The sequence below is a fragment of the Ralstonia sp. PBBBR1 genome, from assembly GCF_002256165.1.
GTDB classification, from domain to species: Bacteria; Pseudomonadota; Gammaproteobacteria; order Burkholderiales; family Burkholderiaceae; genus Ralstonia; species Ralstonia thomasii.
The window spans coordinates 427201-450585 of the sequence record NZ_NKIL01000003.1 but is presented as its reverse complement, the minus strand read 5'-3'; the positions used below and the strand labels follow the sequence as shown (position 1 = coordinate 450585).

At 64.7% G+C, this 23385-nt stretch carries 21 protein-coding genes; 9 read left to right on the top strand and 12 right to left on the bottom strand.

Annotated elements, in window-relative coordinates:
• Window positions 1–26: 26 nt before the first annotated feature.
• Together CFE42_RS05635 and thiL are read right to left on the bottom strand one after the other, a co-directional pair.
• Window positions 27–605 carry a phosphatidylglycerophosphatase A gene (locus CFE42_RS05635; protein ID WP_004632923.1) on the bottom strand — a complete coding sequence of 193 codons (579 nt, stop codon included), beginning with the start codon at window positions 603–605 and terminating at the stop codon, window positions 27–29.
• Window positions 602–1687 carry a thiamine-phosphate kinase gene (thiL, locus tag CFE42_RS05630; RefSeq protein ID WP_004632921.1) on the bottom strand — a complete coding sequence of 362 codons (1086 nt, stop codon included), beginning with the start codon at window positions 1685–1687 and terminating at the stop codon, window positions 602–604. Before thiL ends, CFE42_RS05635 begins: the two co-directional genes overlap by 4 nt.
• A gap of 161 nt (window positions 1688–1848) precedes the next feature.
• Between thiL and CFE42_RS05625 the strand changes: the two genes are divergently transcribed.
• The 3 genes from CFE42_RS05625 (at window position 1849) to CFE42_RS05615 (ending at window position 5718) form a co-directional block, all read left to right on the top strand.
• Window positions 1849–4194 (top strand): NADP-dependent malic enzyme, encoded by a 2346-nt coding sequence (locus CFE42_RS05625; protein ID WP_004632919.1) that lies wholly within the window; start codon window positions 1849–1851, stop codon window positions 4192–4194.
• Between the two features lie 472 nt (window positions 4195–4666).
• Window positions 4667–5098 carry a ribonuclease domain-containing protein gene (locus tag CFE42_RS05620; protein WP_004632916.1) on the top strand — a complete coding sequence of 144 codons (432 nt, stop codon included), beginning with the start codon at window positions 4667–4669 and terminating at the stop codon, window positions 5096–5098.
• Window positions 5095–5718, top strand: a complete 624-nt coding sequence (locus CFE42_RS05615; RefSeq protein WP_004632915.1) for a barstar family protein — start codon at window positions 5095–5097, stop codon at window positions 5716–5718. Before CFE42_RS05620 ends, CFE42_RS05615 begins: the two co-directional genes overlap by 4 nt.
• 103 nt (window positions 5719–5821) lie before the next feature.
• Here CFE42_RS05615 and araH (CFE42_RS05610) read toward each other — a convergent pair whose 3' ends face one another.
• From araH (CFE42_RS05610) to CFE42_RS05585, 6 genes are read right to left on the bottom strand one after another with little or no spacing between them, the layout of a single operon-like run.
• A complete protein-coding gene (gene araH / locus CFE42_RS05610) occupies window positions 5822–6832 on the bottom strand; it encodes an L-arabinose ABC transporter permease AraH (protein ID WP_004632913.1) in 1011 nt (336 codons plus the stop codon).
• Between the two features lie 33 nt (window positions 6833–6865).
• Window positions 6866–8395, bottom strand: a complete 1530-nt coding sequence (gene araG / locus CFE42_RS05605; RefSeq protein WP_004632912.1) for an L-arabinose ABC transporter ATP-binding protein AraG — start codon at window positions 8393–8395, stop codon at window positions 6866–6868.
• 57 nt (window positions 8396–8452) lie between these two features.
• Window positions 8453–9457, bottom strand: a complete 1005-nt coding sequence (locus CFE42_RS05600; RefSeq protein WP_004632910.1) for an arabinose ABC transporter substrate-binding protein — start codon at window positions 9455–9457, stop codon at window positions 8453–8455.
• Between the two features lie 53 nt (window positions 9458–9510).
• Window positions 9511–10449, bottom strand: coding sequence for a Gfo/Idh/MocA family oxidoreductase (locus tag CFE42_RS05595; RefSeq protein WP_004632907.1), 939 nt, complete (start codon window positions 10447–10449; stop codon window positions 9511–9513).
• 2 nt (window positions 10450–10451) lie between these two features.
• Window positions 10452–11393 (bottom strand): dihydrodipicolinate synthase family protein, encoded by a 942-nt coding sequence (locus CFE42_RS05590; protein WP_004632906.1) that lies wholly within the window; start codon window positions 11391–11393, stop codon window positions 10452–10454.
• Window positions 11394–11419: 26 nt separating this feature from the next.
• Window positions 11420–13156, bottom strand: coding sequence for an IlvD/Edd family dehydratase (locus CFE42_RS05585; protein ID WP_004632904.1), 1737 nt, complete (start codon window positions 13154–13156; stop codon window positions 11420–11422).
• A gap of 200 nt (window positions 13157–13356) precedes the next feature.
• On the opposite strand from CFE42_RS05585, the gene CFE42_RS05580 reads away from it, so the two are divergent.
• Window positions 13357–14301: a LysR family transcriptional regulator gene (locus tag CFE42_RS05580; protein WP_004632902.1), complete on the top strand. Its 945-nt coding sequence runs from the start codon at window positions 13357–13359 to the stop codon at window positions 14299–14301.
• A 61-nt stretch (window positions 14302–14362) separates the two neighbouring features.
• On the opposite strand, the gene CFE42_RS05575 is transcribed toward CFE42_RS05580, so the two are convergent.
• From CFE42_RS05575 to gcvA, 4 genes are all read right to left on the bottom strand, one after another.
• Window positions 14363–14962, bottom strand: coding sequence for a YidB family protein (locus CFE42_RS05575; RefSeq protein WP_004632901.1), 600 nt, complete (start codon window positions 14960–14962; stop codon window positions 14363–14365).
• A gap of 92 nt (window positions 14963–15054) precedes the next feature.
• Window positions 15055–15804, bottom strand: coding sequence for a 16S rRNA (uracil(1498)-N(3))-methyltransferase (locus CFE42_RS05570; protein WP_004632898.1), 750 nt, complete (start codon window positions 15802–15804; stop codon window positions 15055–15057).
• Window positions 15805–15854: 50 nt separating this feature from the next.
• Window positions 15855–16274 carry a glyoxalase/bleomycin resistance/extradiol dioxygenase family protein gene (locus CFE42_RS05565; RefSeq protein ID WP_004632896.1) on the bottom strand — a complete coding sequence of 140 codons (420 nt, stop codon included), beginning with the start codon at window positions 16272–16274 and terminating at the stop codon, window positions 15855–15857.
• Between the two features lie 77 nt (window positions 16275–16351).
• A complete protein-coding gene (gcvA, locus tag CFE42_RS05560) occupies window positions 16352–17278 on the bottom strand; it encodes a transcriptional regulator GcvA (protein WP_004632895.1) in 927 nt (308 codons plus the stop codon).
• A gap of 175 nt (window positions 17279–17453) precedes the next feature.
• On the opposite strand from gcvA, the gene CFE42_RS05555 reads away from it, so the two are divergent.
• The 5 genes from CFE42_RS05555 (at window position 17454) to araH (CFE42_RS05535) (ending at window position 23380) form a co-directional block, all read left to right on the top strand.
• The gene (locus tag CFE42_RS05555; protein ID WP_004632893.1) at window positions 17454–18518 is read left to right on the top strand and encodes a porin; all 1065 of its coding nucleotides are present in this window, start codon (window positions 17454–17456) and stop codon (window positions 18516–18518) included.
• Between the two features lie 174 nt (window positions 18519–18692).
• Complete coding sequence (locus tag CFE42_RS05550) at window positions 18693–19706, top strand: 2-dehydro-3-deoxygalactonokinase (RefSeq protein WP_004632891.1); 1014 nt, start codon at window positions 18693–18695, stop codon at window positions 19704–19706.
• Window positions 19707–19838: 132 nt separating this feature from the next.
• Window positions 19839–20786, top strand: a complete 948-nt coding sequence (locus CFE42_RS05545; RefSeq protein ID WP_238563820.1) for an arabinose ABC transporter substrate-binding protein — start codon at window positions 19839–19841, stop codon at window positions 20784–20786.
• A gap of 33 nt (window positions 20787–20819) precedes the next feature.
• Window positions 20820–22355, top strand: coding sequence for an L-arabinose ABC transporter ATP-binding protein AraG (gene araG / locus CFE42_RS05540; protein ID WP_004632888.1), 1536 nt, complete (start codon window positions 20820–20822; stop codon window positions 22353–22355).
• A gap of 17 nt (window positions 22356–22372) precedes the next feature.
• Window positions 22373–23380 (top strand): L-arabinose ABC transporter permease AraH, encoded by a 1008-nt coding sequence (gene araH, locus CFE42_RS05535; RefSeq protein ID WP_004632885.1) that lies wholly within the window; start codon window positions 22373–22375, stop codon window positions 23378–23380.
• The last annotated feature ends 5 nt before the right edge of the window (window positions 23381–23385 follow it).

The window sequence follows — 23385 nt, the reverse complement described above, 5'->3', positions numbered from 1 at the left end:
ACCTTCGAAGCTTCGGTCGTCAAACGTCAAAACGAGCGCCACAGCGCGAACACAAGCAGCGTGTAGAACGCCGCCAAAATGTCATCGACCATCACGCCGTAGCCACCGCGCACGCCGAAGCCCTTGAGCGTGCGGTCGTAATAGCGGATGGGCGCCGGCTTGACCATGTCGAAGAAGCGGAACCACAGGAATGCGGCGAACTGCCCGCCCAGCGTGGTGGGCGTGACAAACGCCAGCACGATCCAAAACGCCACCATCTCGTCCCACACCATGGCGCCGTGGTCTGCCACACCCAGATCGCGTGCGGTGCGTGTGCATGCCCAGATGCCGATCACGAAACCAACGGCCGAGATCAGCAGCCAAGTCGGCCCTGAAACCCAGCGCGCCAACACCACATAGATCAGCCAGGCGTACAGCGTGCCGACCGTGCCCGGCAGGATTGGCGATAGGCCCGTGCCGAAGCCGAGCGCGAGAATGCGTGCGGGATGGCCGAACATGAAGCGCGCCGTCGGGCGGCGTACCTGTGCGGCCTGGCCCGCCTCAAGGACGACGGTTTCAGGCTGGCCCGGCGGATTGGAGGGCGGGAAGGGAGCGGAAGACATCATGATGCGGAAGAGAAATGGTCGAAGCTGCCATGCGTGAAGATGACCGGCTCACCTTGGGCATCGACGAGGCGCAAGCCGGTTTCGGCGTCAATGCGGCCGACGCGTGTGACAGCCACCCCCGCACGCTGGCCCGCTGCGATCACAGCGTCGCGAGCATCGGCAGGAGCAGTAAAGCACAGTTCGTAGTCGTCGCCGCCGGCCAGCGTGCATTGCAGCTGAAGCGCCCGGGACTGCGCGGCCAGCGTCGGCGAACGCGGGACATCGTCGACCATGACCGTCGCCCCAACGCGGGATTGCGTGAGGATGTGGCCAAGATCGCCCAACAAGCCGTCCGATACGTCGAGCGCCGCCCGGGCGACACCGCGCAATGCCAGACCGAGTGCCACGCGCGGCGTCGGCATGTCCATGCGTGGCTGCACTTGTGCGAGCGCTTCGGGCGTAAGCGCCCATTCGTTGCGCAGGGCACCCAGCGCGAGTCGCGCATCGCCGACAGTGCCCGAGACCCAGAGGTCATCGCCGGGACGGGCGGCGTCGCGGCGTAATGCCGCAGCGAGGGGGACGTCGCCGAAGACGGTCAGGCTCAGCGTGAGCGGCCCCCGCGTTGTGTCACCGCCAATGAGTTCACAGTGAAAGGCATCCGCTAGGGCGAGCAGGCCTTCGGAAAACGGTTTGAGCCAGGCGGGGTCGGCTTCGGGAAGCGCCACGGCCAGCGTAAAAGCACGTGGCTCCGCACCCATGGCAGCCAGATCCGATAGGTTGACAGCCAGCGCTTTGTGCCCAAGTGCGCGGGGCTCCGCATGGGGAAAAAAGTGACGACCGGCGACCAGCATGTCGGTGGAGATCGCCAATTCGTACCCAGGACGTGGCCCGAGCAAGGCGCAATCGTCGCCCACGCCCAATGTCGCTCTTGGCGTCGGCCGCGTGAAATAACGGCGAATCAGGCCAAATTCGGAGAGGTCTGACGCATCATCAGCGGAGTTGCGGGGTTGGACGGGCTTGGACACGGCAGCGGCGATGGAGGAATATGGGGCAAGCCCGATGGTGCCGTGACAGGACGGTGAAATATTGTAGCGAATGCGCATGGCACTCCCACCCAAAATCCCGTTGTGAGATCGCTTTTCACTATATAAAATGACGGGCCCAAGGAGGCGGACCGTATTCCCGTGGCGCTCGTGAGGGTATCCCGGTGGCCCGCTAGATGCGACGGCCGGCGCGCGCGCTGGCCACCCGATACGAGAGACCCATGACCACGGTGGATACCCAGCCTCAGCAGCCCGCCCGCACGGATGAAGAACTCAAGGCGCAGCAGCGCGCCGCCTTGCGCAAGGCCGCGCTGGAGTACCACGAGTTTCCGACCCCGGGCAAGATTTCCGTCACGCCGACCAAGCCGCTGTCGAACCAGCGCGACCTCGCCCTGGCGTATTCACCGGGTGTTGCCGCCGCCTGTGAAGAGATCGTCGAAGACGTTACCAACTCGTTCCGCTACACCGCCCGCGGCAACCTCGTCGGCGTGGTGACCAACGGTACGGCCGTGCTCGGCCTGGGCGATATCGGACCGGAAGCCTCGAAGCCGGTCATGGAAGGCAAGGCGGGCCTGTTCAAGAAATTCGCCGGTATCGATGTGTTTGATATCGAGATCAACGAAAAAGACCCCCAAAAGCTTGTCGATATCATCGCCTCGCTGGAGCCGACCTTCGGCGGCATCAACCTCGAAGACATCAAGGCACCGGAGTGCTTCTTCGTCGAGCGCGAACTGCGCAAGCGCATGAAGATCCCCGTCTTCCATGATGACCAGCACGGCACCGCCATCGTCGTGGGCGCAGGCATCACCAACGCGCTCAAGGTGGTCGGCAAGGACATCAAGAAGGTCAAGCTGGTGGCGTCGGGCGCGGGCGCTGCGGCGCTGGCCTGCCTGGACTTGCTGGTCGACCTCGGCCTGCCGCGCGAAAACATCTGGGTGACGGACTTGGCCGGTGTGGTCTACGAAGGCCGTACCGAACTGATGGATCCGGACAAGGCGCACTTCGCACAGAAGACCGATCTGCGTACGTTGGCCGAAGTCATCGATGGCGCTGACATTTTCCTGGGCCTGTCCGCCGCCGGCGTGCTTAAGCAGGACATGGTCAAGAAGATGGCCGACAAGCCGATCATCTTCGCGCTGGCCAATCCGAACCCGGAAATCCTGCCGGAACTGGCCAAGGAAGTGCGCCCGGACGTCATCATGGGCACCGGCCGCACGGATTACCCGAACCAGGTCAACAACGTCCTGTGCTTCCCGTTCATCTTCCGCGGCGCGCTGGATGTGGGCGCGACCACCATCACGCGTGAGATGGAAGTTGCCGCCGTGCACGCCGTGGCTGAACTGGCTCGCCAGGAGCAAAGCGACATCGTCGCTTCCGCCTACGGCATCCAGGACTTGTCGTTCGGCCCCGAATACCTGATCCCGAAGCCCTTCGACCCGCGCCTGATTGTCAAGATCGCGCCGGCCGTGGCGCAGGCGGCCATGCTCTCGGGCGTGGCGCAGCGTCCGATCGAAGACATGGACGCCTACCGCCAGCACCTGCAGCAATTCGTCTACCACTCGGGCACGCTGATGAAGCCGATCTTCTCGGCCGCCCGCAAGGTGCCGATGGAGAACAAGCGCATCATCTTTGCCGAAGGCGAAGAAGAGCGCGTGCTGCGTGCCGTGCAGATCGTTGTGGATGAAAAGCTCGCCAGCCCAATCCTGATCGGCCGCCCGAGCGTGATTGCCCACCGCATCGAACGCTTCGGCCTGCGTCTGCGTGAAGGCGTGGATTTCACCGTGGTGAACCCCGAGCACGACGAGCGCTTCCGCGACTACTGGGAAACGTACTACAAGCTGATGGCGCGCAAGGGCGTGACGCCGCAGTACGCGAAGCTGGAAGTGCGCCGCCGTTCGACGCTGATCGGCGCCGTCATGATCCACAAGGGCGAAGCCGACGGCATGATTTGCGGCACGGTCAGCACCACCGCTGCGCACCTGCGCTACATCGACCAGGTCATCGGTGGCACGAACTGCGTGTACGCCGCCATGAACGGTCTGGTCCTGCCTGGCCGTCAGATCTTCTTGACAGATACGCACGTCAACGTCGACCCGACCGCCGAGCAATTGGCCGAGATCACCATCATGGCCGCCGAGGAACTGTGCCGCTTCGGCATCAAGCCAAAGGTCGCGCTGATGTCGCACTCCAACTTCGGCTCGTCGGAGGCGCCTTCCGCCGTCAAGATGCGCGAAACGCTGGCTATCCTGCGCGAACGCGCCCCCAACCTGGAAGTGGACGGTGAGATGCATGGCGACGCCGCGCTCGACGAGAAGCTGCGGGACTCGCTGGTGCCGGATTCGACGCTCAAGGGCGAAGCTAACCTGTTGGTCATGCCGAATATCGATGCCGCCAACATCGCCTATAACCTGCTGAAGGCGGCCGCCGGCAACAACATCGCCATCGGCCCGATCCTGCTGGGCGCAAAAAAGCCGGTGCACATCCTCACGCCGTCGGCAACGGTGCGACGTATCCTCAACATGACGGCCCTGACCGTTGTGGATGCCGCTGCACAAGCACAACGCTGATCGCCACTGCACTGGAAAAGGGAGCGCACGATGCTGCGCTCCCTTTTTTAATTCACTAAGTTTGCGTGCGCTTACATTTCTTAAGACGTAATAGCCATATCAAAAAACCCTTCAGGCTTTCACCGTCGGTTGATTGTTGTCATCGATGAGCGTACCCTTATGGGCTGAAGGGGTGCTTCTGAGCACATGAGGTCTGATCCTGGCCAGACGGGTTCAAAAAGGCGGTTTTCCGTACACACGTCTGACAGGGTCGCCTTATTCGGTGCGCGCAATGGGTAGGTTTTTGCAGGCGGAAGGATTCCCCAAGTCTTCGGCAGTCGCCCGACTTGTCATTTCCTGCCAGGCCTCTCGCGCATTGAGCCGCTTCGCTTTCAGCTGCAAACCGGCTGTCCGGATCGTTATTGGACGGCCACCTGCGCTTGTGACCTGCGCCGGGCTCCGGTCGGCGCGATTCTCCCGTTAGGGCCTGCTGATGACAAAGCGACTTGGAGCGTGGATCGGCCGCTCCGTATCTCAGGCGATGGCGCGTGGCGCGCTTGCGGCAACGCTTGCGTTGTCGGTGGCCGGCTTGCCGACCAATGCGGTCGCCCGGGACACCTCCGGCATGGCTGCCGCCGTGGGAACCATTCGCCCGGCAGACCTGCCCAACGAGGCGCAGCGCACGCTGGCACTGATCGAGCAGGGCGGTCCGTTCCCCTATGCCAAAGACGGCATCACGTTCGGCAACTATGAACGGCGTTTGCCTGCCCAGCGGCGTGGCTATTACCACGAGTACACCGTGAAGACGCGGGGGGCTCGCAACCGCGGCGCCCGACGCATCATCTGCGGCGGCGACCAGCAAGCGGCCAACGACTGCTACTACACGGAAGATCACTACAACAGTTTTCAACGGATACAGCGATGACGACCAACATGTTTGGGCTGGACGACTCGCTCACCGCACGCGATGAGCGCGTGGCCCGCGATGCGTGGCACAAGGCGCAAAATCTGTACGACGGTGTGGTCGGGATGCAAGCCCTGGGCGCACGCGTCGGGGGGGCGACCAAGTTGCCTCAAAGTGCACCGCAGAACATCATGACGCAGGACAACACTCAGACGGACGACGACGGAGGTCGCGAAGACGCCATGAACCTCTTCAAGACGGTGCGTCCGAATATCGTGCAGTCGATCCGCGCGTTCCGCGTGGCGGATCTGGCCGAGTCGGCGGCCAGCCTTGGCCAGCATTTCCTGTACGCCAACTGCGCGGCTGCGACCACCAAGAGCGAAGTGCTCGACGTGATTGCGCGTGAGTTCCTGTTCCCGAAGCATTTTGGCAAGAACTTCGATGCCCTGGCCGACTGCCTGACCGACATGATCTACAAGGCCGGCCCGCAACCGGGTTTTGTGATCGTGCTTGAGGGCCTGCCGTGCCAGCCGAAGTTCGACAAGGAAGCGCGTGAAGTGCTGCTCGACGTGTTCCGCGACGCGGCCGAATTCTGGGCCGAGCGCAAGGTTCAGTTCCGCGTGTTCTATTCGTTCGCTTGAACTTGCTCGTCTGCCGGACAATCGGCGTTAAATGAAAAGCCCGCACTTGCGGGCTTTTTTGTTGCCGTATGAAGACCGACCGGCCTGTCAACTCGCCGGCCTGTCAACTCGCCCGCTTATTGCGGCGAATGCGGTCGAACCACACCGCCAGCAGCAGAATGCCGCCGCGGATCAGGTACTGATAGAACGTCGGCACGTTCATCAGGCTCATTGCGTTCTGCACCGACCCCATGATGAGAACGCCGACCAGCACACCGGACACGGTTGCCACTCCTCCCGTGAGTGAAACCCCACCCAGCACGCAGGCCGAGATCACGCCCAGCTCAAGCCCGACCGATGTTTTCGGATCGCCCAGGCTCATGCGCGAGGCCAGCATCACGCCGGCAAAGCCTGTCACTAGACCTTGCAAGACGAACACGGCGATCTTGATGCGCGTCACCGGTAGGCCAGCAAGCAGTGCGGCCTCTTCATTGCCCCCGACGGCGAGCACGTTCTTGCCGAACACCGTTTTCTTGAGCAGGAAGCCGAAGAGGGCAAAGCCGACGATGTTGCTCCAGATCGGGTACGAGATGCCGAGGAATGACCCGCCGCCCAGGTCGAAGAAGCGCTCTTCGGAAATCATTACCGCGTCGCCGTTGGAGGTGATGAAGGCGAGGCCGCGCACGACTTCCATCATGGCCAGCGTGACGATCAGCGAGTTGATCTGGTAGCGCGCCACCAGCACGCCGTTGACGAGCCCGACCAGGCCGCCCGCCAGAACGCCGGCCCCGACGCCAAGCACCACGCTGTGCGTTGCGGTAATGAGCGTGGAGGCCACCACGCCCGCGAACGCGACGATGGAGGCAACGGAGAGGTCGACCTCGCCGAGTGCGAGCACGAACATCATCGTGACCGAGATGGAGCCGATCAAGGTGACGGAGAGCAGCAGCCCCTGGATGTTGCGGCTGCTGACGAAGCCCGGCACTGTGAAGGCCAGCGCGGTGAACAGCAGGAGGAACACCACGACGATGCCGGAACGGTTGACCAGTTCCCACGTGAGCGCGGCGCGGCTGGGTATGCCCGGGGCAGCCAACGGCGCGCCGCCCGGCACGGATTCGGTGGATGGCGTTTGCATAGGGTCGGTTTCCATGAAGGCGTGAAGCGCGCGCTAGCGCGGCAGCGCTAGTTTGATGAGGGTGTCGGGCGAGGCGTGCTCTCGGGGCAGATCGCCGACGATGCGGCCCTGCTTCATCACGAGCACGCGGTCTGCCACGCCGATGACTTCCGCCAGATCGCTCGACACCACGATGACGGTGCGGCCCGTCTCGGCGAGGCCGTAGAGCAGGCTGTAGATTTCGCTGCGGGCGCCGACGTCGATGCCGCGTGTGGGCTCGTCCATCAGGAAGACGTCAATGTCCTCGGCCAGCCAGCGCGAGAGGATCACCTTCTGCTGATTGCCGCCCGAGAGCTTGCCGATGGGCGTCTCGCCGTTGCGTGTCTTGATGGCGAGCTTGTCGATGAACGACTTCGTGGTCCGCGCTTCCTGCCGGTTGTTCAGCACGCTGAAGCGGCTGAAGTGGCGCCGGCAACTGATGTTCAGGTTGTCCGAGACCGAGGCGATGACAACGATGCCTTCCTGCTTGCGGTCTTCCGGGCAGAGCGCAACACCCGCGCGCACCGCATCGCGCGGTGTGTTGAACTGGACGCGCTTGCCGTTGAGGCGGACCTCGCCCGCTGTGGGTCCGACTGCGCCGTAAAGCAGCTTCATCAGCTCCGAGCGTCCCGCGCCGACCAGCCCGAAAAAGCCGACGATTTCTCCTGCATGCGCCCGGAACGTTGCGGGTTCAGTCAAGCCTGGCCCCATCAAGCCGCGTACGTCGATCTTCACCCCACCGCGCGGGCGCGGCTTGTAGCCGTACACGTCCTGGATCGAGCGGCCGACCATGCAGCGGATCAGCCGTTCGCGGTCGAGGCTCGCCCCGGCGTTGAACGTGTCAATGTGCCGGCCGTCACGGAATACGGTCACGCGATCGCACAGTTCGTACACCTCTTCCATGCGGTGCGTGACGTAGATGACCGCGCGGCCCTCGGCCTTGAGCGCGCGGATGATGCGGAACAACTGTGCCGTCTCCCGCGAGGAGAGCGAACTCGTTGGTTCGTCGAACGCGATCACGCGCGCGTCGCGCATCAGCGCCTTGCCGATCTCGATCATCTGGCGCTGGCCGATCGATAGATGCTTGACCGGTTGCGCCGGATCGAGCTTCTCGCCCAGCCGTTCGAGTTCGCGCAGCGCACGGGTGATCAGCGTCTTCTCGTCGAGCACGCCAAAGCGGTTGGGCAGCGCGCCGAGCATCAGGTTTTCCGCCACCGTCAGTTCCGGCACGAGGTGCAGTTCCTGATAGATGATCGCGATGCCCGCCGTAATGGCCGCGCGCGTGTTCGTGAACTGCTGCGGCACGCCATCGAGCGACAGCGTGCCAACCTCCGGCTGGTTGACGCCCGACAGCACTTTGAGCAGCGTCGACTTGCCCGCGCCGTTCTCGCCCATCAGGCCGTGCACCTCGCCGCGGCGGATGTCGAGCGAGACATGGTCGAGCGCCAGCACGCCAGGAAAGCGCACGGTGATGCCGTCGAGCTTCAGATAGGCGTCAGCGGAAGCGTCGGGCGGGCCGCTCTCATCAAGTGATTGGACTGTCATCGATTGCTCTTTGCGGATGCGCGTGGGGCGCGGGACCGGCCCGCGCCGCGCGTTGCATCAAATGCCCAGTTCCTTGCGCACTTCCTGCCAATTGCCGCGCACCATCAGCTTGCCGGTGGTTTGCGTATCGGCCGGCGGTTGCTTGCCCGTCTTGATCCACTCGACAAGGTTTGCCGCGCTGTCCTTTCCGTGGTTGGTCGAGCTGACGGCAATCGTGCCGAAGAAGCCTGTCGGCTCCTTCTTCTGGAACTCGGCAAACGCCTCGCCCGCCCCGTTGATGCCGACGCCGATCACATCGGCGGCCGGAATGTGCAGTTGCTCGGTGGCGCGCACGCCGCCCAGCACGCTCTCTTCATTGAGCGCGAAGATCACCCATTTCTTGATGCCCGCATGCTGCGCCAGCACCGGCGACGCCGCATTGAAGCCGCCTGCGTCGTCGGTTGTCTTTTGCGGCGCGTCGAAGATGTTCTCTTTCTTGAAGCCGCCGGCCAGCAGCGTCTGCGTGGCGCCGTCGGTGCGCAGCTTGGCGGTGGGCAACTCGTAATTGGTGATGCGCAGCGCGCCTACTTCCTCGGGCTTCCAGCCGCGGCGCTTCATCTCGTCAGAGATAGCCTGGCCGACCTGGTTGCCGATCTTGAACGCCGACATGCCCAGGTGCGGCACGTTGGCCAGCGGCTTGCCGGACGAGTCGACGAGCTGATCGTCAACCGTGACGAACTTCATGTTGTAGTGCTTGGCGCGTGCGGAGATGGCCGGCCCCAAGCGTACGTCCGGTGCGCAGATGACGAAGCCCTTCGCACCTTGCGCGCCCAGGTTGTCGATGGCGGACAGCACCTTTTCGCCATCGGGCGTGCCGATGTTCACCACCGAAAAGCCGTCCTTCTGGCCAAGCGCCGTGGCAGCCTTCTGTTCGTTGATGAACCAGGCCTGCTCCGGCATCTTGACCAGGAAGCCGATCTTGAGCGGCTCGTCGGCGTGGGCGGGCAGGCTGGCGGCCAGCGGCCCCAGGCACAAGGTGGCTGCCAGGGCGGACAGGGTCAGCCGGCGAAGTTTGCGTTGCATGGTTGTCTCCTCGTTGGAATGGCTCTGATGGCACTACGTGGGTCGGGCGTGCTTCACGGCACGAACGGATCAATCAGATGGCGCCGACCGAGCAGCATGGCGTCGGCCACGTGCTGAAGCGGGCGGACATCCACATCGCTTTCGCCGCTGGCGATCAGTTCGAGAAAGCGGGTGTACAGGCTCGGGTATTCGCGTTCGGGGCCGACGTCGATCTCCGCGCCGTCGATGGTCAATTGCTTGCCGCCCTGGGCGAGCCGCAGGGTGCCGTCGCTCGTGGTCACACCGATCTGCCAGAGTTCGCCTGCGTCATGGCGCCAGTCGAATTCCGCTGCGATGGCAGTGCCGCGTTCATCGGTGAATGCGAGGTGGGCGGCAATCGGCGTCTGCTGATTGGCGGGCACCCACAGGTTGGCCGCCGTCAGAAAGAACGCATGCGGCAGGATGCGGGTCAGGATCGATAGCGCGTTGATGCCGGGGTCGAACACGCCCAGGCCGCCGGGCTCCCAGATCCATGCCTGGTTCGGGTGCCAGCGGCGCACATCTTCTTTCCATTGCACGTTGACCGAGACGATGGCGCGGCTTGCAAGCCACTCCCGAGCAACCTCGACGCCAGGCGCGTGGCGCGAGTGCCAGGAGGCGAACAATGTGCAGCGATGCTTTCGCGCCAGTTCAGCGAGGATCGCCACTTCCGAGACGCTGGCACCGGGAGGCTTCTCCAGCATCACGTGCTTGCCCGCAGCGAGCGCCGCGCGGGCCTGGGCAAACCGCACCTGCGGCGGTGTGCACAGCGAGACCGCCTGCAATGCGCGTTCGTCTGCCAGCATGGCCTCGAGCGTCGTGTAATGCGGCAGGCCGTCAATGCGCGAATGCGGGCTCGCGCAGGCCGCAAGCGTGAAGCCCGGCTGCGCGGCAAGCGCCGGCAGATGCTGGTCGCGCGCGATCTTGCCAACGCCGACAATGCCGATCGCAACGGGGGAACGGTCACCGTGCATGGCTATCGCCCCCAGCGCAAGACCAGCGGGTCAAGCCGCCGGGCAATGTCGATCAGGCCGCGGCGCGTATCTGGATGCATCGGTGGCAACGGATGGCGCGATGCCTCGCAGGCGATCACGCCGCCTTCCTTCATCAACGCCTTGGCGGCCAGGATGCCGGCCTGCCGGTTCTCGTGATTGATGAGCGGCAACCAGCGTTGGTACAGATCGAAGGCGAGATCGTGCTGCCCTTGGGCGTGCGCCTCGATGATCGGCCGGATCCCGTCGGGATACGCGCCGCCGGTCATGCTGCCCGTGGCGCCAGCATCGAGATCGGCCAGCAGCGTGATGGCTTCTTCGCCGTCCCAGGGGCCTTCGATGGCGTCGCCGCCGAGGCGGATCAGTTCGCGCAGCTTGGCCGCCGCACCGGGCGTTTCGATCTTGAAGTAGGCGACCTGCTCGATTTCGCGGGCCACGCGCGCGAGGAACGCCGCTGAGAGCACCGTGCCGCTGGCCGGCGCGTCCTGAATCATGATCGGAATGCCCACCGCATCCGACACGCGCGCAGAGAATTCGTAGATCTGCGCTTCGGGCACGCGGAAGGTGGCGCCGTGGTAGGGCGGCATCACCATCAGCATGGCGGCGCCCATGTCCTGCGCACGGCGGCTGCGTTGCGCGCAGACCTGGGTGCTGTAGTGCGATGTGGTGACGATCACCGGTACGCGGCCTGCCACGTGTTCCAGCGCGGTGCGGGTGAGCACTTCGCGTTCGTCGTCCGACAGCGAGAATTGCTCGGAGAAATTGGCCAGGATGCACAGGCCATCGGAGCCTGCATCGATCATGAAATCGATCGCGCGCTTCTGGCTCGGCAAATCGAGTTCGCCGGTTTCGGTGAAGGTGGTGGGCACCACCGGGAAGATGCCGTGATAGCGTGGTGCGTGCGCGGCGGGTTGATCAATCGGCAAAGCCAGTCTCCTACGCGTGTGTTGATTCAGTGCGAGTGGCGCGGCACGGCGGCGCCACGGCAGCCGACCAGGAAATCGAGGTCGCAGCCTTCGTCAGCCTGCAACACGTGGTTGACGTACAGGCGCTGGTAACCGCCTGCCTCGGCATGCGAACGCTGGGGCTGGTAGGCCGCCAGCCTGCGCGCGAGTTCTTCCGGCGCGATGTCCAGGTGCAGCGTGCCGGCTTCGCAGTCGAGTTCGATCCAGTCGCCGTCCTGCACCGCGGCCAGCGGGCCGCCGGCCGCCGCTTCGGGCGCGACGTGCAGCACGACTGTTCCGTAGGCCGTGCCGCTCATGCGTGCGTCGGAAATGCGGACCATATCCTTCACACCCTGGCGCAGCAGCTTGGGCGGCAGGCCCATGTTGCCCACCTCGGCCATGCCCGGATATCCCTTGGGCCCGCAGTTCTTCATCACCAGCACGGAGCTGGCATCCACGTCCAGCGCTTCATCCACGATGCGTTCCTTGTAGTGTTCGAGGTTTTCGAACACGACCGCACGGCCGCGATGCCGCAGCAATTCCGGACTGGCGGCCGATGGCTTGAGCACCGCACCGCGCGGCGCGAGGTTGCCGCGCAGCACGCGAATGCCGCCATCGTCGATCAGCGGGTTGGTGAGCGGGCGGATGACTTCATCGTCGGTGATGGGCGCGCTCTTGACGTTCTCCCACAGCGTCTTGCCGTTGACCGTCAACGCATCGGGGTGCGGCAGCAAGTCTGCTTCACCGAGGCGGCGCAGCACGGCGGGCAGGCCGCCGGCGTAGTAGAACTCCTCCATCAGGAAGCGTCCCGAGGGCATCAGGTCGACGATGGTCGGTGTGTCCCGGCCGATGCGCGACCAGTCTTCCAGCTCAAGCGGCACGCCAATGCGCCCGGCAATCGCCTTGAGGTGGATCACCGCGTTGGTCGAGCCACCAATGGCCGCGTTGACACGGATGGCGTTTTCGAACGCGGCGCGCGTGAGGATCTTGGACAGCGTCAGCCCCTGCAGCGCCATCTCGACGATGCGGATACCTGACATATGCGCAAGCACGTAGCGCCGCGCATCCACCGCGGGAATGGCCGCGTTGTGCGGCAGCGATGTGCCGAGCGCCTCGGCCATGCATGCCATGGTGGAGGCCGTGCCCATCGTGTTGCACGTGCCGGCCGAGCGCGACATCCCGGCTTCCGCCGACAGGAAGTGATGCAGGTCGATCTCGCCCGCCTTGAGCGATTCGTGCAACTGCCACACCGCCGTGCCCGAGCCGATGTTCTTGCCGTCGAGCTTACCGTTGAGCATTGGCCCGCCTGTCACGACGATGGCCGGCACGTCGCAGCTGGCTGCGCCCATCAGCAGGGCAGGCGTGGTCTTGTCGCAGCCGGTGAGCAGCACCACCGCGTCGATCGGATTGCCGCGAATCGCCTCTTCCACATCCATGGCCGCGAGGTTGCGCGTGAGCATGGCGGTCGGGCGCAGGTTCGATTCGCCGTTGGAGAACACCGGAAACTCCACCGGAAAGCCGCCCGCCTCGTAAATGCCGCGCTTGACGTGTTCGGCCAGCTTGCGGAAATGCGCGTTGCACGGCGTCAGCTCCGACCAGGTATTGCAGATGCCGATGATCGGGCGGCCGTCGAATTCGTGGTCGGGGATGCCCTGGTTCTTCATCCAGCTTCGGTACATGAAGCCGTTTTTATCGGCGGTGCCGAACCATTGGGCCGAGCGCAGCTTGGGTTTCGATTCCGACATGGGTGCGTGTGTCACGGACGTGGTTGTCGAGGCGCGCGCGTCGCCCAGCAACGTAGCACTTGCGGGCCGCGCGGCACGTCCGTTGTCTCCGGTGTGGTTGTGGTTTTTTGATCGGACCGAGTGTACGGAGCACCCTGATATCCTTCCAATGAAATATTGGCCGCGACCGATATCCGATTTGATATCCCGAGGAAGACCCGATGTCGAACAGCCCCTGGTATGTCCGTGCGCGCCTGAAGACGCGGCAATTGCTGTTGCTGATTGCCCTTGCCGAGGAGGGCAACATCCACCGGGCGGCCGCCGCGCTCAACATGACGCAGCCCGCCGCCTCCAAGCTGCTGCGCGAGCTGGAGGCCATGCTGGATGTGCAACTGTTTGAGCGCATGCCGCGCGGCATGCGGCCCACGCGCTATGGCGACGCGCTGATCCGCCACGCGCGCGCAGTCGTCGGCAGCCTGGACCAGGCGCAGGAGGAAGTGCTCGGCCTCAAGGCGGGACACCTCGGGCACGTGGCGGTGGGCACCATCACCTCGCCGGGCGTGCGGCTGTTGCCGCCGGTGGTGGCGCAGATCACGCGCGAGCATCCGGGGCTGCGGGTGTCGCTGGAAATCGAAAGCAGCAACGTGTTGTTGGAACGACTGGCGCAGGACAAGCTCGACCTGGTGGTCGGTCGCCTGTTTGCCGAGCACGACAAGCTGCATCTGCGCTACGAGCCGCTGGCCGACGAACCGGTGGTTGCGGTGGCGCGGCCGGGGCATCCGCTGCTGGCAGAACCGTCGCTGACCTTGGCCGATGTGCAGCCGGCCACCTGGGTGGTGCCACCCATCGGCAGCGTTCTGCGCCACCGGTTCGATTTGATGTTCCAGCGGGAGAGCCTGACAGCGCCGTCCAGCGTGGTGGAAACCTCCGCGTTGCTGTTCCTGACGCGCATCCTTGAGCAGAGCGACATGCTGGCCGTGATCGGCACCGACGTCGCGCAGTACTACACGTCGTATCGGATGCTGGCGATTCTTCCGATAGCGATGCCGTGCCAGATGGACGATTTCGGCATCATCACGCGCACCGACCGGTTGCTGTCTCCGGCTGCGCTGCATGTGGTGCAGGCGCTGCACGAAGCAGGCCGAATGGCCTACAGCGCGGGTTGACTGCCAGCGCAAAAAAAGAAAAGCCCGCAATTGCGGGCTTTTTTCTGTGCGGCGATGACGTTCAGGCCGCCGGCACTGCGCCCTGCGGCGTGAGGTGGTTGACCGCTTCGGGCAGGCCTTCAGCGAGGTGGTTGGCGAGGTCGCCTTCGCTGATGCCCAGGTGGGCGGCCAGTTTCGACACCTCCTCCAGCGCACCCGTGCCGCTCAGTGCCTGCGTAATCTGCTCGCCCGACACCGGCAGGTTCTGGCCATTGCCGATCCACGATTTCACCTGTTCGCCCAGGCCGGCTTGCTCCAGGATCTGCTGCAGCGGCCCGAGGCCACCCACCGCTGCCTGATCAGCATTGGCGTTGCCGCCGCCCAGCAAACCGCCAAGCAGACCGCCAAGGCCACCCGCTCCGCCAGCGCCGCCGAGCAGGCCGCCCAGCGCGCCGGCACCGCCTGCCGCACCCAGCAGGCCACCGAGCGAACCGAACAGGCCGCCGCCCTGATCTTCCTGGCCTTGCGGCGCGGCCGCATCGCCCGCGCCTTGCGACTTGTGCTTCATCGCCAGGTAGGCCAGCACGCCCATGGCGAGCAGCACTTTCTTGTTGCCCAGCAACGACGATTGCGCGCCGCTGGCGTCATTGCCGCCGCCGAGAATCGAATCGAGTAGACCCATGATGAAGCTCCTTTGGTCGATGGCGGGCACGGGGGAAAGGCCCACCTGTGGGATCAAACGGCCAGTAACGGTCAGTGTTTCGTCGTCAGAACCTAGAACTCGCCGAGCACGGCGTGCAGCGCGGAGACGGCCACAAGCGCCGCCGATTCCGTTCTCAGAATACGTCGCCCGAGTGTCAGTGGTAAGAAACCCGCAGATTCGGCAAGTGCTTCCTCGTCGGGCGAAAGCCCGCCTTCGGGGCCGATCAGCAGCACGATGCCGCTGCCTACGATGCGCGTGCGCGATTGCACGGCCCACTGCGTGAGCGATTGCGCGCCGCGCGGTGACAGCAACACGCGCGGCGCGTCGGTGGACTTGGCGGTGGCAAGCCATTCGCGCAGCGTGGCGACGGGTGCGACCACCGGCACGCGGGCTCTGCCGCACTGCTCGCAGGCCGCTTGCACCAATGCCTGCCAGTGCTGCACGCGCTTGACGGCACGCTCGCCGGAGAGTCGCACCACGCCGCGTTCGGTCTGCAGCGGCGCGACGGCATTGACGCCCAGTTCGACGGCCTTCTCGATCAGCCAATCCATCTTGTCGCCGCCGGCAATGCCTTGCGCGAGCGTGATGGCGTAGCGCGCCTCGGTGTCGGGCTGCGTGGCGTCGACAAGGCTGGCGGTGGCGTCGCGCTTGTTGATGGCGTCGAGCCGTGCACGAAATTCGTAGCCGGAGCCATCGAACAGGCAGATGTCATCGCCAGCGGCCAGGCGCAGCACGTGGATGTGGCGTGTGACGGACTCGTCCAGCGTGACGGTGGTGTTGGGGGCCAGCGGCGTGTCGACGAAAAAACGGGGAAGCCCCATTACAGCAATCCTTGTGGTGAATCGGGTAAGGCGATCAGGCGATGGCGCGATCAGGCCGCTGCGGGGCGGCAGGCGAGGCCCCAGCGATAGCCGTCGGGATCGCGCACGGCGGCGTAGCGCTCGCCCCAGAAGGCATCGTGCGGCGCCATGATGGACGCGGCGCCCTGGTCGAGCGCGTTCTGATACACGGTGTCGACGTCGTCGCAATACAGGTGGAAGCTCTGCGGGCATTCAAAGCCCGCGCCGGCCGGGGCTTTCGCGGTGGAGCCGAAGACGCCTTCGGGCGCAAACATCAGCATGAGCTGGCCCTGGTAGGTCATCTCGACGTGGATCGGGCGGCCATGGTCGTGCATTTCATCCTGCACATCAAAACCGAACGCGTTGCGATAGAAGGCGATGGCGGCCGAGGCGTCGCGCACGGTCAGGTACGGGACCAGCCACGGGGTGTTGGCGGGGCGGGGGAAGCTCATGGCGGGCTCCTTCTTCGGCGCGGTGCAACCAGGGACGAGTAGTGTAGAGCGCCCGCCACGCCACAATCAAAAAGAAATCAAAACACCTCGCTTGCCGGGGGCTGGTTGCGTGCGCGGCCGCCGCCGCGTGCAACCTCGTCGACGAGCCACTGGCGGAACAGTGCAAAGCCTGCGTGCTCGGCCGCCTGGTGCGGATGGATCAGGTAGTACGACAGGCGCAGCGAGGCTTCGGTCGCCAGTGGGCGCATCAGGCGTCCGGCGGCGATGTCGTATTCGACGAGGATGCCCTGCCCGAGCGCCACGCCCTGGCCGTCAATGGCCGCCTGCAGCGCCATCAGCGCCTCGGAAAACGCCGGCCCGCGCGTGGCATCGATCTGGGGCACGCCCACCTCGTCGAGCCATTGCCGCCATGTCGGATGATGCGCGAGATGGCGTCCGCCGCGCTCGTGCAGCAGCGTGTGTGTGGCGAGGTCTTGCGGCATGCGGATGGCGGCCTGCAGCGTGGCGTTGCACACCGGGAAGAAATCGGTGGAGGTGAACCACTCGACGCGCAGATTGGGTGCGTTGACTTGCCGGTCATCAATGCAGAGATCGAACTGGCCGTGGTCCTGCACATCGGCGGTCGACACCTCGACGCGCACGTGCGGGTGCTGGTTGAAGAAGCGGTACAGCCGCGGCACCAGCCATTTGGCGCCGAAGGTTGGGGGCACGGCCACGCGCAGGGGCGCATCGGCGGTGTCCATCAACAGGTCGGTGGCTTGTTCGAGCGCACGCAGCGCGTCCCGCACGCGGGGCAGGTAGTTGTCGCCCGCGTCTGTGAGCGTGAGCTGGTTGTTGCGGCGTGCGAAGAGCTTCTTGCCCAGATGATCTTCGAGCTGCTTGATCTGGTGGCTGACGGCGGCGTTGGTCACGCAAAGCTCATCCGCAGCCCGGCTGAAGCTCAGGTGACGGCCCGCGACTTCAAAGACGCGCAATGCATTAAGGGGAGGGAGGCGCCGTGGCATGCGTTCTCGTTAAGAAAAATTTAACGTCTCACGAAGAATTTGTAGTTTGCCACGTTAAGGCTGCCCCAACTACAAATGCGCCTGGGGACGGTGACGATGCCTGGTGCGTGCCTCCAGCGATCTCAAACCACGCGACGCACCGGACCCCGCCTACAAAAACATTTCAGGAGACGTCATGAATCGAACCACCGCTGTTCGCGGGATGCTGGCGTGCGGCCTTGCGCTCGCTGGCTGGACCGCTCCCGCCCTCGCACAAACCAGCGTCACGCTGTACGGCCGCGTCGCCAGCGGCATCGACTACCAGAACAACGTCGCCCCCACCGCGACCTCGCCGGGCGGCAGCCTCTGGCGCGCCGCCGACAACCAGTGGGGGACCAGCATGTTCGGATTCATGGGCAAGGAGGATCTGGGCGGTGGTCTGCAGGCAGTGTTCCGGCTTGAATCCGGCTTCGGCGCAGCCCAGGGCAAAACCAACGGCGATGCGCTCTTCAACCGCCGTTCGTACGTCGGCCTGTCCAGCCCGACCTGGGGCACGTTGACTGCGGGCAAGAACCTCTTCATCAGCAACGACGTCTGGTTCCTCGACCCGACCGGCCAACAGTTCATCGGCTCGGCCACGCTCGTGCGCGGGCGCAACTGGCCGGGTGCCAACAACATCGTCGAATACCAGAGCCCGACCTGGGGCGGCTTCCAGATCGGTCTGCAGAGCGGGCTGGGCGAGCAGCCGGGCTCCTTCACGAACAGCCGGCGCGATGGCGTGTCTGCTGTCTACTCCGCCGGTCCGCTGGAAGTGCGCGCGATTTACGACGTGATCCGCGACGGCAACGGCAAGTTCAGCGACATCTTCAACTTCTCGAAGGAAGCGACGGTCGGCGGTACGTACACGATCGGCAAGGCGAAGCTGTTTGCCGTGTATGAAAACCTGTCGGCCCCGGATGCCGCAGCGGGCGCCCCGACCAAGGCGAACCACTATTGGCTGGGCATCAACTACGAACTCACGCCGGCGCTGACGCTGATCGGCGCGGCCTACCGCGTCAACGTGAACCACGGTGGCGGCAACGCCAACCTGTTCATGGCCGGCGCGAACTACAACCTGTCCAAGCGCACGATGCTGTACGCGAGCGTGGGCACCGTGCAGAACAGCGCCACCGCCAACTTCTCGGTAGAAGCGACCAACAACAACCCGGCGCCGGGCAAGAACCAGCTGGGTGCCTATACGGGTATCGTTCACTCGTTCTAAAAAACCGCTCATGATCGTGGTGCGCACCCCCAACTTGACCCCGCGATGCTGCTGTTTCCGGATGACGTCTTCATGAGCGGCGGCAATTCTCAAGTCAACCTGGGGCCGCCCGCTGCGGCTCATGGATGGTTTTAACCCGGGCCGTGTCCCAAGTCACACCAAGCAATGCCACGCATGAACATCCTCACCATCGATACCGGTACCACCAACACACGCGTCACGGTCTGGCGCGATGACGTTGCGCTTTGCCAGGCTGCGCGCCAGGTTGGTGTGCGCGACACCGCCATCACCGGCAACCGGACGACGCTGCAGCGCGGCGTGCAGGACACCATTGACGCTGCGCTGCAGAAGGCCGGGTTCGGCATGGGCCAGGTCGACTTGGTGCTGGCGTCCGGAATGATTACCTCCAACGTCGGCCTGCATGAAGTCCCGCACCTGATGGCGCCGGCCGGCCTGCGCGACCTGGCGGCCGGGATGGTGCAGGCGAGCATTCCCGAGGTGTGCGCCCAGCCGATCTGGTTTGTGCCGGGCGTGCGCAATCCGGTGGACAACCTCGGCCTGCACAACATCGAGTCGATGGACATGATGCGCGGCGAAGAGGTCGAGACCATGGGTTTGGTCTCGCGCCTGGGCATCACGGAGCCGGCGGTGATCGTGCTGCCCGGGTCGCACTCGAAGTTCGTGCATCTGGACGCCAACCAGCGCATCACCGGCTGTGTGACCACGCTGGCCGGCGAGCTGCTCCACGTGATCACGCACAACACCATCCTGGCCGACGCGCTCGACTCGGACTTTGCCACCGAGGTCGATCCGGAAATGTTGCTCTCCGGCGCGCGCAGCGCCAGCAGCATCGGGCTGGGGCGTGCCTGCTTCATGGTGCGCACGCTGGGCCAGTTCACGATCTACGAGCGCAATGCGCGGGCCAACTTCCTGCTGGGCGCGGTGCTGGGCGCGGATCTGCTCACGCTCAAGAACAGCAGCGCGATCCGCATGAACCCGGGCACGCAGTTCGTCATCACGGGCAAGCCGCTGCTGCGCGAAGCGCTGGCCGTGCTGGTGTCGGACGACGATTTCTTCTCGGGCAAGGTCACCGTCACCAGCAGTGAACAGCAGGAGCACCTGGCCGGCAGCGGCGCGATCGCCATCGCACGCGAGCGCGGCCTGGTCAAAACCTTGAAGGTGGCGTGAGCCCGGCGCACACGTCATCCCTCTTTCATCCAACGCAGAACAGATGCCGCAATGACGGCATCGCAAGGAGACAACATGCAACAACAACGACGCGGGACGTTCAAGGCCATTGCGGCTGCCACGCTGTTCGCCATGGCCGGCGGCCTTTCAGTGTTTGCCCATGCAGCCGATGACGTGAAGATCGGTTTCCTGGTCAAGCAGCCCGAAGAGCCGTGGTTCCAGGATGAGTGGAAGTTCGCAGACCAGGCCGCCAAGGAGAAGGGCTTCAAGCTGGTAAAGATCGGCGTGCCCAGCGGCGGCGAAGTGCTGACGGCCATCGACAACCTGGGCGCGCAGCACGCGCAGGGTTTCGTGATCTGCGTGCCCGACGTGAAGCTCGGACCTGCAGTCGTGGCCAAGGCCAAACAGAACAACCTCAAGCTGATGACGGTGGATGACCGTTTGGTGGATGGCGCCGGCAAGCCCATCGAAGCCGTGCCGCACATGGGCATCTCGGCCACGAAGATCGGCGAGCAGGTGGGCGATGCCATCGCGCAGGAGATGAAGAAGCGCGGCTGGAACCTGTCGGAGGTCGGCGCCATTCGCATCGCCTACGACCAGCTGCCGACCGCCAAGGAGCGCACCGACGGTGCAGTCGCCGCGCTCAGCAAGGCGGGCTTCCCGGCCGCCAACGTGCTGACCAGCCCGCAGGCCAAGACGGATACCGAAGCCGCCTTCAACGCCGCCAACATCACCCTGACCAAGAACCCGAAGTTCAAGCACTGGATTGCCTTCGGCCTGAATGACGAAGCCGTGCTGGGTGCCGTGCGCGCAGCGGAAGGCCACGGCGTGAAGCCGGCGGACATCATCGGGGTAGGTATCGGCGGCAGCCAGTCTGCGCTCAACGAGTTTGCCAAGCCCGAGAAGACCGGCTTCTTCGGCACCGTGCTGATTAGCCCGAAGCGCCACGGCTATGAAACCTCGCTCAACATGTACGAGTGGGTCAAGAGCAACAAGGCGCCGGACCCGCTCATCCTGACCAGCGGCCGCCTGATGACGCGCGACAACGAAAAGGCCGTCCGCCAAGAGATGGGTTTGTGATCTTGCGGATGACGTTGTTGAAGGAGACTTGCCATGTCGGCGTTTCTTGAGTTTCGTGGCATCAGCAAGGTGTTTCCGGGTGTGCGGGCGCTGTCCGATGTGTCGTTCGGCATCGAATGCGGTCGCGTGCACGGCTTGCTGGGCGAGAACGGCGCGGGCAAGTCGACGCTGTTGAAGATTCTGGGCGGCGACTATCAGCCCGATGGCGGGCAGATCGTCGTCGAGGGAAAGCCGACGGCGTTCCCGACCACGCGGGCGGCGCTGGATGCCGGTATTGCCGTCATCCACCAGGAACTGCAGACGGTGCCCGAGCTGACGGTGATGGACAACCTGCTGCTGGGCCACCTGCCGGCCAGCGGCGGGTTCATCCGTCAGCGCGAGGCGATGGCCTGGACGCGCGAGCAGCTCGGCCGCATCGGCGTCGATCTGGACCCGCGCGCCAAGCTGAAACACCTGTCGATCGGGCAGCGACAGATGGTCGAGATCTGCAAGGCGATCCTGCGCGATGCGCGCGTGATTGCGCTGGACGAGCCGACGAGTTCGCTGTCGATCCGCGAGACCGACATCCTGTTCCGCCTTGTGAAAGACCTGCGCGCGCAGGGCCGGGCGCTGATCTACATCTCGCACCGTCTCGATGAGATTTTCGAGCTGTGCGATGGCTGCACGATCTTCCGCGACGGCCGCAAGGTGGCGGATTTCCCGTCGATGGCCAACGTCACGCGCGACGAGCTGGTGGCGCAGATGGTCGGCCGCCAGATCGACGACATCTTCGATTACCGCGCGCGCCCGCTTGGCGACGTGCGCTTGCAGGTGGATGGCCTGATGGGCCCGAAGCTGGCTGAACCGGCAAGCCTGTTCGTACGCCGCGGCGAGATCGTCGGCCTGTTCGGGCTGGTGGGCGCGGGGCGTTCGGAACTCGCGCGATTGATTTACGGCGCTGATCGCAAGACGGCGGGCAGTCTTACGCTCGACGGCGCGCCAATCCGCATCCGCGACGTGGCCGACGCCATCCGCCAAGGCATCGTGCTGTGCCCGGAAGACCGCAAGGAAGAAGGCATCATCGGCTGCCGCTCGGTGTCGGAAAACATCAACATCAGTTGCCGGCGCAACCAGCGTCGCTTCGGCCTGTTCGTCAACGACAAGCAGGAAGCGAAGACGGCCGACCACTACATCACGCGCCTGCGCATCAAGACACCCAACCGCGAGCAGCCGATCCGCCTGCTGTCGGGCGGCAACCAGCAGAAGGCGATCCTGGCCCGCTGGCTGGCGGAAGACGACATGCGCGTGCTCATCATCGACGAGCCGACGCGCGGCATCGACGTTGGCGCCAAGAACGAGATTTACCAGGTGCTGTACGAGCTGGCCGAACGCGGCGTGGCCGTGCTGATGATTTCCAGCGAGCTGCCGGAAATTCTGGGTGTGGCCGATCGCGTGCTCGTGATGAGCGAAGGCCGCATCGCCGGCGAATTGCCGCGCGAACAGGCGAACGAGCAAGCCGTGCTCAAGCTTGCGCTGCGGCCTGAATCTGCGCCGCTGCCGTCCGCACCTTTGCCGCCGCTGGCGGCATGAGAACCCCGGAGTCCAAGATGTCCCAGTCTCAACCCCTGCAACATTCCGATGCGCTCGCCGCATCGGCACGCTCTGCCATGAACAAGACGCGCCTGCTTCGCCTGCTGGACGATTTCAGCCTGCCGCTGATCTTCGCCATCCTCTTTGCCGCGCTGTCGTTCTCGGTCGAGTATTTCTTCTCGTGGCAGAACATGGTCGGCCTTGCGCTGTCGGTCTCGCAGATCGGCATGGTCGCCTGCACGATGATGTTCTGTCTGGCGTCGCGTGATTTCGATTTGTCGATCGGCTCGACGGTGGCGTTTGCCGGCGTGCTGTGCGCCATGATCATCAACGCCACCGGCAGCATCGCACTCGGCATCGGCGGGAGCCTCGTGGCGGGCGCGATCATCGGCGGCGTCAACGGTTTCGTGATTGCCAAGCTGAAGATCAACGCGCTGATCACCACGCTGGCCACGATGGAAATCGTGCGCGGCCTCGCCTTCATCGCTTCACATGGGCAAGCGGTGGGCGTGTCCGACATGGATTTCTTCGACCTCGGCAACACCATCTTTTTTGGTGTGCCGACGCCAGTGTGGGTGGCGGCGCTGTGCTTTGTGGTGTTTGGTGTCCTGCTCAACAAGACAATCTACGGCCGCAATACGCTGGCGATCGGCGGCAACCCGGAGGCGGCGCGGCTGGCCGGCGTGAACGTCAACATGACGCGCATCGTCATCTTCCTGATCCAGGGCGTGATTGCCGCGCTGGCCGGCGTGATTCTGGCGGCGCGCATCACCAGCGGCCAGCCGAATGCGGCGCAAGGCTTTGAGCTGAACGTGATCTCGGCCTGCGTGCTGGGCGGCGTGTCGCTGCTGGGCGGCCGCGCGACCATCAGCGGGGTGCTGGTCGGCGTACTGATCATGGGCACCGTGCAGAACGCGATGAACCTGCTGAACATCGACGCGTTCTATCAGTACCTCGTGCGCGGCGCGATTCTGCTGGCTGCGGTGCTGGTCGACCAGTTGAAGAACCGCGGCGGCCGCGAGTGAGGCGG

Bases quoted from the DNA above. Each gene is read 5' to 3' on its own strand.
- CFE42_RS05635 (WP_004632923.1), bottom strand. From the start codon at position 605: ATGATGTCTTCCGCTCCCTTCCCGCCCTCCAATCCGCCGGGCCAGCCT.
- thiL (WP_004632921.1), bottom strand. From the start codon at position 1,687: ATGCGCATTCGCTACAATATTTCACCGTCCTGTCACGGCACCATCGGG.
- CFE42_RS05625 (WP_004632919.1), top strand. From the start codon at position 1,849: ATGACCACGGTGGATACCCAGCCTCAGCAGCCCGCCCGCACGGATGAA.
- CFE42_RS05620 (WP_004632916.1), top strand. From the start codon at position 4,667: ATGACAAAGCGACTTGGAGCGTGGATCGGCCGCTCCGTATCTCAGGCG.
- CFE42_RS05615 (WP_004632915.1), top strand. From the start codon at position 5,095: ATGACGACCAACATGTTTGGGCTGGACGACTCGCTCACCGCACGCGAT.
- araH (WP_004632913.1), bottom strand. From the start codon at position 6,832: ATGCAAACGCCATCCACCGAATCCGTGCCGGGCGGCGCGCCGTTGGCT.
- araG (WP_004632912.1), bottom strand. From the start codon at position 8,395: ATGACAGTCCAATCACTTGATGAGAGCGGCCCGCCCGACGCTTCCGCT.
- CFE42_RS05600 (WP_004632910.1), bottom strand. From the start codon at position 9,457: ATGCAACGCAAACTTCGCCGGCTGACCCTGTCCGCCCTGGCAGCCACC.
- CFE42_RS05595 (WP_004632907.1), bottom strand. From the start codon at position 10,449: ATGCACGGTGACCGTTCCCCCGTTGCGATCGGCATTGTCGGCGTTGGC.
- CFE42_RS05585 (WP_004632904.1), bottom strand. From the start codon at position 13,156: ATGTCGGAATCGAAACCCAAGCTGCGCTCGGCCCAATGGTTCGGCACC.
- CFE42_RS05580 (WP_004632902.1), top strand. From the start codon at position 13,357: ATGTCGAACAGCCCCTGGTATGTCCGTGCGCGCCTGAAGACGCGGCAA.
- CFE42_RS05575 (WP_004632901.1), bottom strand. From the start codon at position 14,962: ATGGGTCTACTCGATTCGATTCTCGGCGGCGGCAATGACGCCAGCGGC.
- CFE42_RS05570 (WP_004632898.1), bottom strand. From the start codon at position 15,804: ATGGGGCTTCCCCGTTTTTTCGTCGACACGCCGCTGGCCCCCAACACC.
- CFE42_RS05565 (WP_004632896.1), bottom strand. From the start codon at position 16,274: ATGAGCTTCCCCCGCCCCGCCAACACCCCGTGGCTGGTCCCGTACCTG.
- gcvA (WP_004632895.1), bottom strand. From the start codon at position 17,278: ATGCCACGGCGCCTCCCTCCCCTTAATGCATTGCGCGTCTTTGAAGTC.
- CFE42_RS05555 (WP_004632893.1), top strand. From the start codon at position 17,454: ATGAATCGAACCACCGCTGTTCGCGGGATGCTGGCGTGCGGCCTTGCG.
- CFE42_RS05550 (WP_004632891.1), top strand. From the start codon at position 18,693: ATGAACATCCTCACCATCGATACCGGTACCACCAACACACGCGTCACG.
- CFE42_RS05545 (WP_238563820.1), top strand. From the start codon at position 19,839: ATGGCCGGCGGCCTTTCAGTGTTTGCCCATGCAGCCGATGACGTGAAG.
- araG (WP_004632888.1), top strand. From the start codon at position 20,820: ATGTCGGCGTTTCTTGAGTTTCGTGGCATCAGCAAGGTGTTTCCGGGT.
- araH (WP_004632885.1), top strand. From the start codon at position 22,373: ATGTCCCAGTCTCAACCCCTGCAACATTCCGATGCGCTCGCCGCATCG.